The sequence below is a fragment of the Allokutzneria oryzae genome, assembly GCF_042429765.1.
GTDB lineage: Bacteria > Actinomycetota > Actinomycetes > Mycobacteriales > Pseudonocardiaceae > Allokutzneria > Allokutzneria oryzae.
In genome coordinates, this window is the sequence record NZ_JBHLZU010000020.1 from 23,796 (window position 1) to 36,682 (window position 12,887).

At 70.4% G+C, this 12,887-nt stretch carries 16 protein-coding genes; 9 read left to right on the forward strand and 7 right to left on the reverse strand.

Features of this window, described 5'->3' with window-relative positions; translation table 11 throughout:
• The first annotated feature begins 1 nt into the window (after nucleotide 1).
• Nucleotides 2-478 (forward strand): ribosomal protein S18-alanine N-acetyltransferase, encoded by a 477-nt coding sequence (gene rimI, locus ACFFQA_RS24515; RefSeq protein ID WP_377857665.1) that lies wholly within the window; start codon nucleotides 2-4, stop codon nucleotides 476-478.
• Complete coding sequence (gene tsaD / locus ACFFQA_RS24520) at nucleotides 475-1,512, forward strand: tRNA (adenosine(37)-N6)-threonylcarbamoyltransferase complex transferase subunit TsaD (RefSeq protein WP_377856677.1); 1,038 nt, start codon at nucleotides 475-477, stop codon at nucleotides 1,510-1,512. The genes rimI and tsaD overlap by 4 nt, the downstream gene beginning before the upstream one ends.
• A gap of 4 nt (nucleotides 1,513-1,516) precedes the next feature.
• Here the strand turns inward: tsaD and ACFFQA_RS24525 are convergent, their stop codons facing one another.
• From ACFFQA_RS24525 to ACFFQA_RS24545, 5 genes are all read right to left on the reverse strand, one after another.
• Nucleotides 1,517-1,675, reverse strand: coding sequence for a hypothetical protein (locus ACFFQA_RS24525; protein WP_377856679.1), 159 nt, complete (start codon nucleotides 1,673-1,675; stop codon nucleotides 1,517-1,519).
• 64 nt (nucleotides 1,676-1,739) lie between these two features.
• Complete coding sequence (locus ACFFQA_RS24530) at nucleotides 1,740-2,096, reverse strand: hypothetical protein (RefSeq protein ID WP_377856682.1); 357 nt, start codon at nucleotides 2,094-2,096, stop codon at nucleotides 1,740-1,742.
• 22 nt (nucleotides 2,097-2,118) lie between these two features.
• Nucleotides 2,119-2,424, reverse strand: coding sequence for a hypothetical protein (locus tag ACFFQA_RS24535; protein WP_377856685.1), 306 nt, complete (start codon nucleotides 2,422-2,424; stop codon nucleotides 2,119-2,121).
• Between the two features lie 381 nt (nucleotides 2,425-2,805).
• Complete coding sequence (locus ACFFQA_RS24540; RefSeq protein WP_377856686.1) at nucleotides 2,806-4,356, reverse strand: alkaline phosphatase D family protein; 1,551 nt, start codon at nucleotides 4,354-4,356, stop codon at nucleotides 2,806-2,808.
• 117 nt (nucleotides 4,357-4,473) lie between these two features.
• Complete coding sequence (locus ACFFQA_RS24545; RefSeq protein WP_377856689.1) at nucleotides 4,474-4,758, reverse strand: hypothetical protein; 285 nt, start codon at nucleotides 4,756-4,758, stop codon at nucleotides 4,474-4,476.
• A gap of 280 nt (nucleotides 4,759-5,038) precedes the next feature.
• On the opposite strand from ACFFQA_RS24545, the gene groES reads away from it, so the two are divergent.
• Complete coding sequence (gene groES, locus ACFFQA_RS24550; RefSeq protein ID WP_377856692.1) at nucleotides 5,039-5,341, forward strand: co-chaperone GroES; 303 nt, start codon at nucleotides 5,039-5,041, stop codon at nucleotides 5,339-5,341.
• Between the two features lie 123 nt (nucleotides 5,342-5,464).
• Nucleotides 5,465-7,090, forward strand: coding sequence for a chaperonin GroEL (groL, locus tag ACFFQA_RS24555; protein WP_377856695.1), 1,626 nt, complete (start codon nucleotides 5,465-5,467; stop codon nucleotides 7,088-7,090).
• Between the two features lie 98 nt (nucleotides 7,091-7,188).
• On the opposite strand, the gene ACFFQA_RS24560 is transcribed toward groL, so the two are convergent.
• The gene (locus ACFFQA_RS24560) at nucleotides 7,189-7,494 is read right to left on the reverse strand and encodes a WhiB family transcriptional regulator (protein ID WP_377856698.1); all 306 of its coding nucleotides are present in this window, start codon (nucleotides 7,492-7,494) and stop codon (nucleotides 7,189-7,191) included.
• Between the two features lie 315 nt (nucleotides 7,495-7,809).
• Here ACFFQA_RS24560 and ACFFQA_RS24565 point away from each other — a divergent pair, with 315 nt between their 5' ends.
• The 5 genes from ACFFQA_RS24565 (at nucleotide 7,810) to ACFFQA_RS24585 (ending at nucleotide 12,300) form a co-directional block, all read left to right on the forward strand.
• On the forward strand, nucleotides 7,810-8,847 hold the full coding sequence (locus ACFFQA_RS24565) for a MerR family transcriptional regulator (RefSeq protein WP_377856701.1): 1,038 nt from the start codon (nucleotides 7,810-7,812) through the stop codon (nucleotides 8,845-8,847).
• Nucleotides 8,848-8,880: 33 nt separating this feature from the next.
• Complete coding sequence (locus ACFFQA_RS24570; protein ID WP_377856704.1) at nucleotides 8,881-9,897, forward strand: hypothetical protein; 1,017 nt, start codon at nucleotides 8,881-8,883, stop codon at nucleotides 9,895-9,897.
• Nucleotides 9,875-10,471 (forward strand): response regulator transcription factor, encoded by a 597-nt coding sequence (locus ACFFQA_RS24575; protein ID WP_030427454.1) that lies wholly within the window; start codon nucleotides 9,875-9,877, stop codon nucleotides 10,469-10,471. Before ACFFQA_RS24570 ends, ACFFQA_RS24575 begins: the two co-directional genes overlap by 23 nt.
• Before the next feature lie 227 nt (nucleotides 10,472-10,698).
• The gene (locus tag ACFFQA_RS24580) at nucleotides 10,699-11,271 is read left to right on the forward strand and encodes a sigma-70 family RNA polymerase sigma factor (RefSeq protein WP_377856706.1); all 573 of its coding nucleotides are present in this window, start codon (nucleotides 10,699-10,701) and stop codon (nucleotides 11,269-11,271) included.
• Nucleotides 11,272-12,300, forward strand: a complete 1,029-nt coding sequence (locus tag ACFFQA_RS24585) for an anti-sigma-D factor RsdA (protein ID WP_377856708.1) — start codon at nucleotides 11,272-11,274, stop codon at nucleotides 12,298-12,300. It abuts the gene before it with no gap.
• A gap of 79 nt (nucleotides 12,301-12,379) precedes the next feature.
• Here the strand turns inward: ACFFQA_RS24585 and ACFFQA_RS24590 are convergent, their stop codons facing one another.
• Nucleotides 12,380-12,766: a DUF5319 domain-containing protein gene (locus tag ACFFQA_RS24590; protein ID WP_030427457.1), complete on the reverse strand. Its 387-nt coding sequence runs from the start codon at nucleotides 12,764-12,766 to the stop codon at nucleotides 12,380-12,382.
• Nucleotides 12,767-12,887 lie beyond the last annotated feature (121 nt).

Consider the following 12,887-nt stretch of genomic DNA (forward strand, 5'->3'; position numbering starts at 1 on the left):
CGTGCGGCTGGGCACCCTGCTGCGCAAGGACGTGCCGCGCTGCGCCGAGCTGGAGCAGGAGCTGTTCGCCGGGGAGGACCCGTGGACGGTGCCGATGTTCGTCAGCGAGATCGAGGCGGGCAACTACTACATCGGCGCGTTCGAGTCCGGTGACGAGCTGGTCGGCTACGCCGGGCTCGCGGTGGTCGGGGCGCCGCCCAACGCCGAGGCCGAGGTGCACACGATCGCCGTGGACCCCAGGCGCCAGGGCGAGGGCATCGGCAAGGCGCTGCTGCGGGAGCTGCTCGCCAAGGCCGACGCGGTGAACGCCGTGACCTTCCTGGAGGTCCGCACCGACAACGAGTCCGCGAAGGGGCTCTACACCGCGCACGACTTCGAGGTCGTCGGACTGCGCAAGCGCTACTACCAGCCCTCGGGCGCGGACGCGCACACGATGCGCCGTCCGTCGCTGACCGAGCGCGAGGGGAGGACGTCATGATCGTGCTCGGTATCGAGACCTCCTGCGACGAGACCGGTGTCGGCATCGTGCGCAGGAACGCCGACGGCACGCTGGAGCTGCTCGCCGACGAGGTGGCCTCCAGCGTCGAGGAGCACGCCCGCTTCGGCGGTGTGGTGCCCGAGATCGCCAGCCGCGCGCACCTCCAGGCGATGGCACCGACCATGCGCAGGGCACTGGACGCCGCAGGGATGGAACTGTCCACTGTGGACGCCATCGCGGTCACCGCTGGACCCGGCCTCGCCGGGGCGCTGATGGTCGGCGTCGCCGCGGCCAAGGCGTACGCGGCCGCGTCGGGCAAGCCGCTCTACGGCGTCAACCACCTCGCAGGTCACGTCGCCGCCGACACCATCGAGCACGGTCCGCTGCCGTCGCGCTGCCTGGCGCTGCTGGTCTCCGGCGGCCACAGCCAGCTGCTGCTGGTCGAGGGGCTGACCGAGAAGATCACCGAGATCGGCGCGACCATCGACGACGCGGCGGGGGAGGCCTACGACAAGGTCGCCAGGATCCTCGGCCTGCCGTACCCGGGCGGGCCGCCCATCGACAAGCTGGCCAAGCAGGGCGACCCGCGCGCCATCGCCTTCCCGCGCGGTCTGACCGGGCAGCGGGACGCGCCGTTCGACTTCTCCTTCTCCGGGCTGAAGACCGCCGTCGCCCGCTGGGTGGAGAAGCACGAGGCGACCGGAGCGGAGATCCCGCTGGCCGACGTCGCGGCGAGCTTCCAGGAGGCGGTCGCCGACGTGCTCACCGCCAAGGCGATCCGCGCCGCACGCGAGCACAACGTGGACACGCTGGTCATCTCCGGCGGTGTCGCGGCCAACTCGCGGCTCGGCGAGCTGGCGCGGGAGCGCTGCGCGGCGGCAGGCATCACGCTGCGGATCCCACGGCCCAGGCTGTGCACCGACAACGGCGCGATGATCGCGGCGCTCGGCGCGCACGTGGTGGCGAGCGGGGCCAAGCCCTCACCCGCCACCCTCGCCGCGGACACCTCGCTGCCGCTGGTCTACGGGAGCTGAGCGCTCACCAGCGCAGGCCGACCTTGACGCGGTCGTAGCGGTAGGCGCTCGTCACGGTGACGGTGTAGTTGCCGGGGTGCGGCGCCGACATGGTGCGGCAGGTCCACGAGGTCGCGGGATCGCCGGTCCGGACGTTGCCCTCGCAGCGCCGGAGATCGGTCACCAAGGCCATGCCCGTGGTGAGGCCGCCGTCACGACGGACTTCCCGAGCTTCTTCCCCACGCCGCTCACCACCGAACGCCGACCACGAACACGTCGTGCCGCTCGGACGTGTCGATGACCACGCGGTAGTGCCCGGGGGGCACGTTGTGGCACACCCAGGAGCGGGGCGGGTCGTTCACCCAGAACTCGGTGACGCAGCGCTCGCCGTGGTCGCCCTTGTACCGGATCCGCACGAGCGTGTTGGGGCCGCCGATGACGTCGGCGTCGATGCTCAGTGTGCCGCCGGGGAAGTCGTTCCCCTCGATCAGGCAGGCCCTGTCCGACTCGCAGCGCTTGGAGTGGCCCCCCGCGCTCGCGCTGGGCACGGCCACGAGCGCGACGCCGATCGCGAGTGCGGTGGCCAGCGTTTTCCGGAACCTCATCGCTTCTCCTTCGTGGAGCCGTTCACCAGCGGACACCGACCACCATCGCGTCGTGCCGCTCGGGCGCGTCGACGATCACGCGGTAGTGCCCGGGGGGCACGTTGTGGCACACCCAGGAGCGGGGCGGGTCGTTCACCCAGAACTCGGTGACGCAGCGCTCGCCGTGGTCGCCCTTGTACCGCATCCGCACGAGCGTGTTGGGGCCGCCGATGACGTCGGCGTCGATGCTCAGCGTGCCGCCGGGGAAGTCGCTCCCCTCGACCCGGCAGACGTTCTCGGACGGACAGCGCTTGGAGTAGCCGCCCGCGCTCGCGCCCGGTGTCGTCACGAATGCGATTCCGATTGCGATCGCGGCGGCTGCGAAGGATTTTCCTGTTTTCACCATCGGGCACCCGCTCGGTAGTCGTACGTGTTCACATAAGCCTCGGACGTGTTGGCCCAGATTCGGCCGGGTGGTACGTCGTGGTACCCCGGGAGCACGCCGGGTCGCTCGCCTCGAATTCGGTGACGCACCGCCGTGAGCTGGCAGAAAACTGCCCGGTAGCAGGACTTCGCGGGATTGGTCGCCGCGCCCGCGGTCGGCACCGCGCCGTGCCCAGCGCGAGCGCGACCGCTCCGCGCTTCTTTCTGAATCTCACGGACTCTCCAGTCGGCGTGATTTCTCTGTGCGGAAGTTAGCCGTCTGGAGTGCGTGTTCCCTGAACGGCGACTAAACGCGCCTGAACAGTTTCGGAATTCGGTCGACGATGCGGAACGAGGCTTTGGTCTGAACGGGTTTCCCCGGTGTTGAGACCTTCTGCACCGCGCGGTAGTCCACCAGGACCTCGTGCGGAGTGAACCTGGTCCGCACATAACCGCGCCGGTTGTTGAAGAACTTCAGGTGCGTGTTCTCCTTGAACACGCCCTCCGTGTCCGGGCGGGTCTCCGAGCCGTCACCGCCGCTGGTGATCGAGCTCGTCACCAGCTCGGTGCCGACGGACGGCGAGTCCGGGTCGCTCCACCGCTTGTGCACGTTCGACGCCCACGCCGCGTGCACGTCCCCGGTCAGCACGACCGCGTTGCGCACCCCCGCCGAGGTCCAGCCCTCCACGATCCGGTCCCGGCTGGCTGCGTAGCCGTCCCAGGCGTCCATGTCGTTGCGCTCGCCCGGCCCGACCTGCACGTCCTTCTGCGAGAAGAACACCTGCTGCCCGAGCACGTCCCACCGCGCTCTCGACCGGCGGAAGCCGTCCAGCAGCCACGCCTCCTGCGCCGCCCCGGTGATCGTGCGCTTCGGGTTGAACCGCTCGGGGCAGCTCTTCGTGCCGTCGCCGCACGCCTGGTCGTCGCGGTACTGCCTGGTGTCGAGCATGTGGAAGGTGGCCAGCCCGCCCCAGCCGATCCGCCGGTAGAGCCGCATCTCCGAGCCGGTCGGCAGCGCGGAGCGCCGGAGCGGCATGTTCTCGTAGTACGCCTGGAACGCCGCGCGCCGCTTCTCGGCGAACCGGGGGTCCGGCTTCTCCGGGACCATGCCCGCCCAGTTGTTCTCGACCTCGTGGTCGTCCAGCACGACCACCCACGGGGCCACCGCGTGCGCGGCCTGGAGGTCAGGGTCGGTCTTGTACTGCGCGTAGCGCTGCCGGTAGTTGGCCAGCGTCGTCGTCTTCGGCCCGACGTGGTCCCGCACGTTGCCCCCGGGCGCCACGTACACGTTGGGGGCGTACTCGTACTGGTAGTCGCCGAGGTGCAGCACCAGGTCCGGGCACTCCTCGGCCAGCCGCCGGTAGGCGGTGAAGTAGCCGTGCTCGTACTGGGCGCAGGAGGCGAAGCACATGGTCAGCGGCGAGGTGATCGACCGCGCGGCCGGTGCGGTCCTGGTCCGGCCCGCCGGTGAGAGGTGACCGTCGGCGCGGAAGCGGTAGTAGTAGCAGTGGCCCGGCCGGAGCCCGATGAGCTCCACGTGCACGCTGTGCCCGAGCTCGGGGACGGCCGTCTCGACGCCCCGCCGCTCGATCCTGGTGAACCTCTCGTCGGTGGCCAGCTCCCACTCCACCTGGACCGTCCTGGCGGCCATGCCGCCGAGGCCGTCGTCGGCGAGGGGGTCGGTGGCCAACCGGGTCCACAGGACCACGCCGGCGGGGGACGGGTCGCCGGAGGCGACACCGAGGGTGAACGGGGTGGCGGTGCGCCCAGCAGCGGCGGAAGCGACCCCGCCGAGGGTGGCCGCGCCGAGGGCACCGACCCCGCCGATCAGGGCGGAGCGCCTGGAGATCTCACGCATGAGCCGATCTCAACCCGTGCGCGGTGCCGGGGCCAGAACGACATCCGGATGGTTCCGTGAACACGGAACCATCCGGTGGTTCAGGTCTTCGCCCTTGTCAGGGAGGGCGGGAAGTGCTCAGGGACGGTTGCAGAGGATGGTCACCCTGGCCCAGTAGCTGGTGCCGGTCTGGGTGATGTGCGGGATGCCGACGCGGTAGCACTGGAAGCGGCTGTAGCCACCGATGCTGGCCCGCCAGTACGCGTCGTTCTCGGCCTGCATCACGGCCAGCGAGCTGATGCTGCTGAAGCCCTGGCCGTCGTACCAGTTGGTGGCCGGTGCGGCGGAGGCCGTGGCGCCACCGGTGAGCGCGAGCGCGCCCGTCACGGCGGCGACAGTGGCGATGCTGCGCAGCTTGGACATGTCGTCAACCTCCTGTGAGAAGGACCTGTCCCAGCTATCGTGACCAGCGAGGACGCCGGGGAACACGCCGCTGTTTTGGGGTGTTGACCCCTCTCGGGAACCGGTGTTATCCCGGCGGACGCCAGAGATTCCCGGCCCTGCGTTGAGCGCTGGCACTCTCATGGGTAGAGTGCTAGTCGCACGGCGCCGACCTGCCCCGGCACCCGCGACGGCGGGGTGGCAGGTGCCGTCGGTACCTGCCAACGCTTTCAAGACCCGTGGAGGTCACACCGTGACGAGCGTGAACGTCAAGGTGAACATCAAGCCGCTCGAGGACAAGATCGTCGTCCAGGCGAGCGAGGCCGAGACGACGACCGCGTCGGGCATCGTCATCCCGGACACGGCCAAGGAGAAGCCCCAGGAGGGCGCCGTCCTCGCCGTGGGCCCCGGCCGCATCGACGACAAGGGCAACCGCGTCCCGCTGGACGTCCAGGTCGGCGACACCGTCATCTACTCCAAGTACGGCGGCACCGAGGTCAAGTACAACGGCGAGGAGTACCTGATCCTCTCGGCTCGCGACGTGCTGGCTGTCATCGAGAAGTGATGCACCGCTGAGAGCACAACCGCCCCGGCGGCCCCGCATCCGGGGTTGTCGGGGCGTTGTCGTGTCACAGCCTGTGTCCGACACCCAGTGCCACAGTTCTAAGCGTGAGAGAGAGACGGGTACATGCCCAAGCAGATCAGCTTCGACGAGGACGCCCGCCGCGCCCTCGAGCGGGGTGTCAACCAGCTGGCCGACGTCGTCAAGGTGACGCTGGGCCCGCGTGGTCGGCACGTCGTGCTGGACAAGAAGTTCGGTGGCCCGACCGTCACCAACGACGGTGTGACCATCGCCCGTGAGGTCGAGCTGGACGACGCGTACGAGAACCTCGGCGCGCAGCTGGCCAAGACCGTCGCCACCAAGACCAACGACGTCGCCGGCGACGGCACCACCACCGCGACCGTGCTCGCCCAGGCCATGGTGCGCGTGGGTCTGCGCAACGTCGCGGCGGGCGCCAACCCGACCGCGCTCGGCAAGGGCATCGAGGCCGCGGCCGACGCCGTGGTCGAGGCGCTCAAGGCCAAGGCCACCCCGGTGAAGGGCCGCGACAACATCGCGCAGGTCGGCACCGTCTCCTCGCGGGACGAGACCATCGGCGCGCTGCTCGGCGAGGCCATGGAGAAGGTCGGCGAGAACGGTGTCATCACCATCGAGGAGTCCTCGACGCTGACCACCGAGCTGGACATCACCGAGGGCCTCGACTTCGACAAGGGCTTCATCTCGGCGCACTTCGTCACCGACGCCGAGTCGCAGGAGGCCGTGCTGGAGGACGCCTTCGTCCTGCTGCACCGCGAGAAGATCAGCGCGATCGCCGACCTGCTCCCGGTGCTGGAGAAGGTCGTCGAGGCGGGCAAGCCGCTGCTGATCGTCGCCGAGGACGTCGAGGGCGAGGCGCTGTCCACCCTGGTGGTCAACTCCGTCCGCAAGACGCTGCGCGTGGTCGCGGTCAAGGCACCGTTCTTCGGTGACCGCCGCAAGGCATTCCTGGACGACCTGGCCATCGTCACCGGCGGCAAGGTCATCGCGCCCGAGGTCGGGCTCAAGCTCTCCGAGGCCAACCTCGACGTGCTGGGCAAGGTCCGCCGCGTCGTGGTCACCAAGGACTCGACCACCTTCGTGGACGGTGCCGGGGACAAGGCCGAGGTGGACGGCAGGATCGAGCAGATCCGCCGCGAGATCGCCGCGACCGACTCCGACTGGGACCGCGAGAAGCTGCAGGAGCGGCTGGCCAAGCTGTCCGGCGGCGTCGCGGTGATCAAGGTCGGTGCCGCCACCGAGACCGAGGCCAAGGAGCGCAAGCACCGCATCGAGGACGCGGTCGCCGCCACCAGGGCCGCCGTCGAGGAGGGCATCGTGCCCGGCGGTGGTTCCGCGCTGGTGCACGCCGCCAAGGTGCTGGACAACGGCCTCGGCCTGGAGGGTGACGCCGCGACCGGCGTCGCCATCGTGCGGGAGGCGCTGGCCGCGCCGCTGTTCTGGATCGCCGCCAACGCCGGCCTCGAAGGTGCCGTCGTCGTGCACAAGGTGCGCGAGCAGGAGTGGGGCCAGGGCTTCAACGCCGCCAACCTCACCTACGGTGACCTCGTCGAGGACGGTGTCGTCGACCCGGTCAAGGTGACCCGCTTCGCGGTCGCCAACGCCGCCTCCATCGCCAGGATGGTGCTCACCACGGAGAGCGCGGTCGTGGAGAAGAAGGAGGAGGCCCCGGAGGCCGCCGCCGGTCACGGCCACGGCCACGGGCACCGTCACTGACGGTAGTCCCCGGTACGGATGCGAAAGAGGCCGGACGCTTGGTGCGTCCGGCCTCTTTCGTCTGTCTGCGGCCTGGTGAGGGGCGCTGTGGGGGCCGCTCAGGCAGTGGGTGCCAGCGCGATCTTGCGGCGGCGGGTGCTGATGATCGACTCCCGCTCGGACTCCGACATGCCACCCCAGATCCCGTAGGGCTCCTGCACCGCGAGCGCGTGCTTCCGGCACATCTCCAGCACCGGGCAGCGCTGGCACACGGCCTTCGCCCTGGCCTCGCGCCGCGCTCGTGCCGGTCCTCGCTCACCGTCGGGGTGGAAGAAGAACGCGCTGTCCATGCCGCGGCACGAACCTTCGAGCTGCCAGTCCCACAGGTCCGCGTTGGGCCCCGGAAGTCGCCGAGTGTCCGCCATCGCCGACCGCCTCCTCACCAAAGTCTGGGGTTTGCTGCCTTGGTCTTTCCCGCACGGTGCTGAGATCAACCGTAAAACCGAGTCAAAACTTGTTCAATAACCTTTCGCGTCACATCTTGTTCAACTGCGGGTGACCAAGGTGCCCTGGTGAGGGCCTTGAGATCCCGATCCGGGTTGCCGTCCGGGTGATGGAGCCGGAACATTTGCGACGTGACGACTCAGCCTGGGCGCGGTGTACCCCTCGGGTCCGCCTTTCATGCCGGGCTTGACGACTTCGTCGGAGAAGGTGAAGGACCTCACCCGGAGGAGCCCCGGTTGACCGTCGCGGCGGTCGCCAGCAGGCTCGGCGTCGCCCCCGCGACGCTGCGGACGTGGGACCGCCGGTACGGCCTCGGGCCGAGTGGTCACACCAGCGGACGGCACCGCAGATACGGCACCAAGGACATCGCGCGGCTGGAGCTCATGCAGCGGGCGCTGCTGCGCGGGGCCTCACCCGCCGACGCCGCCCGGTACGCGTTGAGCGCGCCGTTGCCGGCCGAACGCGCGCCGGTCGAGCCGGTGTCGCTCCCGGTTGGTGTCGAGCTGCTCGTCAGCGGCGGGCGCAGAGGCGCAGCCGAGGACTACGAGTGCGACGACGGCGAGGACGCGCCGCTGCTGATCAGTGGCGGTGACGGCGGCCCGCTGGGCATCAGCGCGCGCGGCAGGCAGGGCGGTCGCGGGCTCAAGCTGCCGGGGGCGAGCCGGACGGCGCGCGGGCTGAGCAGGGCGGCGCTGGCGATGGACGCCGACGCCATCCAGCAGGTCCTGGCCAAGGCGCTCACCGACGACGGCGTGGTGCCCACCTGGAACGACGTGATCCGTCCCGTGCTGTGCGCACTGGCTGAGCGCTGGGAGCACGCGGGTGTCGGCGTGGAGATCGAACGCCTGCTCAGCGAGGAGATCATCGTCGCGCTGAGCCGGGTGATCGCGCTGGCGCCGCCGCCGCGCAACCCGCGGCCGGTCCTGCTCGCGTGCGTGCCGGAGGAGCAGCACAGCCTGCCGCTGTACCCGCTGTCCTGCTCACTGGTGCTCAACGGCGTCTCGGTGCGCAGGCTCGGCGCGTCCCTGCCGGTCGACGCGCTGGTCGCGGCGGCCCGCCGCCTCTCGCCCGCCGCCGTGGTCCTGTGGGCGCACCTGCCGCGCAACGCCGACACCTCGGTCTTCGACGCGCTGCCGAAGACCCGGCAGCGCACCAGGCTCTTCGTCGGCGGCCCCGGCTGGGCAGCGGTCGACCTGCCCAAGCACGTCCAGTACCTGGACGACCTGGAGTCCGGGACCAGGCGCATAGTGCGAGCGGTCCTGCCCGGAGCCTGATCCCACTCTCGGAACAACCCTCAAGGAGGACCTGTGGGGGAGTGGGTGACGCTGCGCGACGCGGCGTTCGGCGCCCGTCCCGACGCGGACGTGCACGGAGCGGCGCGCAGCGCCGACCCCCGGCGGCGATGGCTCGCGGGGGTGGCACTGGGTGGTCAGGGGTTCTACGCGGCGGCCGTCACCGCGCTGCGGCCGCTGCTGCACTGCGGGGATCCGGTGTTCGCCTCGCTCGCCGCGAGCACCCTCGCCTCACACCAGCGGCAGCTCGGCTGCCACGGTCCGGCCCGCGAGCTCGACGCGCGGGCGCTCGCGCTCGTCCTCGCTGCCGGTTCCGGCTCGACGGTCGACCCGGACGGCGTCGACGCCGCCGGGGCGGAGCTGGACGCGCGGCTGGGCCTGGCGGCCGACGAGCTCGGCCTCGGCAGGCTCGCGCTGGCGCGGCGGCTGCACGAGCGCGCGGAGCGCGCCTTCCTGGACCGCCCGCTCGGCTGGCGCGGTCGTCTCCGGCTGCGCTGGGTCGCCGCCGAGCTCGCCCTCGCCGGCTCCGATCCCGAGCTCGCGCTGACTGAGGCTCAAAAAGGGTTTCATCTTTTGTCGCCCTCGGATTCGTTACGGCACTTCCTGAAGTCGGAGCTCGTTCTCGGGGTCGCGATGAATACTCTGGGCTCATCGGAGGCGGGCCCACTGCTCCAAAAGGTCGTAGACCGGACGTGTGCGATGAGACTTGCCCCACTCGTGTGGCCAGCGTCCCTCGTCCTCGCGTCAACCCGGGAAGTCGATCAAGATCATTGGCGTGAGCTGGCCGGACGGGCATTGTCCCTCGTCATCACCCGTGCGGATGCTTCCTCTTGGCGGTTGATTCACCGGTCTCCGTGGCTACCCTCGTGGTTGCTCCGTTCCGGTGGCCCGAGCGCCGCGATCGAGTGGTCGAATTTCTTGACGGATAAAGCACCGGATCGTGTCAAGGTTCGGCTCGAAGCGTCCGATAGGGATGTTGAACGTCACTCGGCTGTAGGAAGGGGTTCCCGTGACGACGGTCCTGATCTGTGATGACCGGCGCAGCGTCCGGGAGGGTCTCACCCGCGTGATGTCGGCTGTCCCCGGTGTGAGTCGCATCGATTGTGTGGCTCACGGTGATGAGCTGCTCGCGCGCTTCTCACGGCAGGCAGTCGACGTCGTCCTGGTGGGCACTCAGCGCGCTGTGCCAACGGGCGTCGAAGCCACCCGCCGCCTCGTCTCCGCTCACCCGCAGGCGAACGTGATCGTTTTCGGCGCACCTGACGACGCCGGAAGCATCGCCGCCGCCATCGCTGGTGGAGCACGTGGCTACCTGAGGTGGGACGCCTCCCGACCCGAGCTGGTCGCGGCGCTGGCGCACACGCTCGCCAGCACCTCGGTGCCGGCTCCGCGTCAGCCCTCCGACCCTGGGGTCCAGCTCACCGAGCGGGAGCTGCAGGTGCTGCGGGGCATGAGCCAGGGCAAGAGCAACGGTCAGATCGGGCGCGAGCTCTACCTGTCCGAGGACACGGTGAAGACCCACGCGCGCCGCTTGTTCCGCAAGCTCGGCGTCCGTGACCGTGCCCAGGCGGTCGCCCACGGTTTCCGGCGCGGCCTGGTCTCCTGACCTCCGCGTCGCACAAGCGACACTGTCAACGACGGGGGAGCCCGGCCAGCGCGCCGGGCTCTTCCGTTTCCGCTCACGGATCCGATGTGATCCGGTACCGATTCTCCCCCGCCGCTCCGACGCGGGCTCCGCGCCCGGTACGGTGAGAAGCGACCGGAGCGGCGGAACCGGTTACCGAAAAACAACTATCGGTCCGCCAACTCGTAACACTTGGGCTGCTCTCAACGATGACCAACATGGGGGACGGGCTGGACGCCCTAGTAGGTGCTTCGCTCGATGGCGACCGCCAGGCGATCGAGCGCCTACTGGCAGCTATCCGTCCCCTCGTGGTGCGGTACTGCCGTGCCAGAGTCGGAAGGCAAGAGCGGTCGTACGCTTCCGCGGACGACGTCGCCCAGGAGGTGTGTCTCGCCGTGTTGACGGCGTTGCCGAACTACCGGGACCAGGGAAGGCCCTTCCTGGCCTTCGTGTACGGCATTGCCGCTCACAAGGTGGCGGACGCGCACCGCTCGGCCGCACGCAACCGGTCCGAACCCGTTTCGGAGGTGCCGGACTCCCCGGAGACCGGCGCCGGTCCGGAACAGCGGGCCATGCAGGGCGAGCTCTCGGAGCGCATGGCGCAGATCATGCGCGTCCTCCCGGCCAAGCAGCGCGAGATCCTCATGCTGCGCGTGGTGGTCGGCCTGTCCGCGGAGGAGACCGCGGACGCCGTCGGGTCCACGCCGGGCGCGGTGCGGGTGGCACAGCACCGCGCGCTCGCCAGGTTGCGCAAGACGTTAGCGGCGGAGGAGGTGTACTGAATGGTTGAGCGGGAAAACGACCTCGACGGTCCGACCGTGCGCCGGATCGGTCGGGAGCGACGGACTTCGGCACTGCTCCCCTCGGACGCCGCGTGGTCCGCCGACGACGGTGACAGGACCCCGGGCGAGAACGACCCCATCGACTTCGTCGCCGTTCAGGCGGACGACGCCCTGCTGGACACGCTCCGGTCGTCGGACTCCGTCGACGGCGGGATCGCCGACCCGGAGCTCTCCGCGCTGTTGCTGTCCTGGCGCAGGGAGGTCGACTCCGAGTCCATCGGCGAGCTGGTGGACCTGGACACCGCCGTGGCGACGATCAACGCGGCCAAGGCCCGCCGCAGGCCGAGGAACCGCCTGCTCATTCCGCTGGCCTCCGCGGCCGCCGTGCTGGCCATCGCCTTCACCGGCGTCGGCCTCGCCGCCCGCGACGCCCAGCCCGGTGACGCGCTCTGGGGCCTGGCCAAGGTGCTCTACTCCGACCACACCCGGTCGGTCGAGGCCGCGGCCTCCGCAAGAGAGGACCTCACCACGGCGGCGCTCGCGCTCCGGCACGGCAACTACAACGACGCCGCCGCCGCGCTGACCCGCGCGGTGAGCAAGCTTGAGGCCGTGGCGGTCGAGGACGGGGCCGCCGCGCTGATCGACCAGCACCAGAGCCTGGTCAAGCAGCTGGTCACCTCCTCGCCGGGCACGCCCCCGCCGCCGCCGGTGAACAACACCTCGGTGTCCCCGCCGCCGCCGACGCAGAACCCGTCGTCGCCGAGCACGACGCAGCAGAGCAACTCCAACACGTCGCCGACGACCACGACCCAGCCGCCCGCGACGACGACCACGACGCCGCCGACCACCACGACGGTGCCGACCACGACCACCCCGTCCACCACCGACTCGACCACCGGGAGCAACGGGGCGGGCACCGGGACCGGGACGGGGACCAACGGCGGCACCACGGAGGGCAGCGCGCGCAGCGGCGGTGGCTCGTTGCCGCAGTCGCCCTCGCCGCCGGCCGCCCCGTCCGTCGGCGGCTGAGCCGAGGGGCTCGCAGAACGAGGACAGCAAGCAACCCCGCAGCGCCTGGCGTGCTGCGGGGATTTTTTCTGACCCGGTTCTAGCGTCTGCTCTCGATGGTGGTCACACCGTCGGCGAAACCCCGGCAGTACTCCCAGGTCACGTAGGCCGACGGGTCGGGGTCGAAGGCGGGCTCGTGCGGCCGCATCCTGCCGTCCTTGAGCAGCTGGTGCAGGCTCGCCCGCAGCAGCTCCCAGTCGTGGTAGTGCGGCTCGCTGCAGTCCCCGCAGTCGACCACGATGCCCCTGATCTCGCGCGGCTCCAGGAGTGCCTGGTAGACGGCGAGGTCAGTGAGGTCGGAGAGCAACTCCGCGCGCTCGTGCTCGGTCAGCGGCTCGGCCGGGTCCTCCTGGACCGCGTCCAGCGCCCGAGCGGGATCGTTCGGGTCGCCCGCGAACGGGTCAGGGGGCAAGGCGTCGTGCGGCACGTCTGGCACCGTACCCGCCCCGGGTGGTCGGCGTCCCTCGGTGGTCCGATGGAATCTGCTATAGGGCGATGCCGCGCTGGGAGCGGTTGCCGGACCCTTGACACCGTCTCCGGTGACCCTT

Coding starts and splice junctions, on each gene's coding strand:
- groL (WP_377856695.1), top strand. CDS start 5,465: ATGCCCAAGCAGATCAGCTTCGACGAGGACGCCCGCCGCGCCCTCGAG.
- ACFFQA_RS24580 (WP_377856706.1), top strand. CDS start 10,699: ATGACCAACATGGGGGACGGGCTGGACGCCCTAGTAGGTGCTTCGCTC.
- ACFFQA_RS24530 (WP_377856682.1), bottom strand. CDS start 2,096: ATGAGGTTCCGGAAAACGCTGGCCACCGCACTCGCGATCGGCGTCGCG.
- ACFFQA_RS24560 (WP_377856698.1), bottom strand. CDS start 7,494: ATGGCGGACACTCGGCGACTTCCGGGGCCCAACGCGGACCTGTGGGAC.
- ACFFQA_RS24540 (WP_377856686.1), bottom strand. CDS start 4,356: ATGCGTGAGATCTCCAGGCGCTCCGCCCTGATCGGCGGGGTCGGTGCC.
- ACFFQA_RS24545 (WP_377856689.1), bottom strand. CDS start 4,758: ATGTCCAAGCTGCGCAGCATCGCCACTGTCGCCGCCGTGACGGGCGCG.
- tsaD (WP_377856677.1), top strand. CDS start 475: ATGATCGTGCTCGGTATCGAGACCTCCTGCGACGAGACCGGTGTCGGC.
- ACFFQA_RS24585 (WP_377856708.1), top strand. CDS start 11,272: ATGGTTGAGCGGGAAAACGACCTCGACGGTCCGACCGTGCGCCGGATC.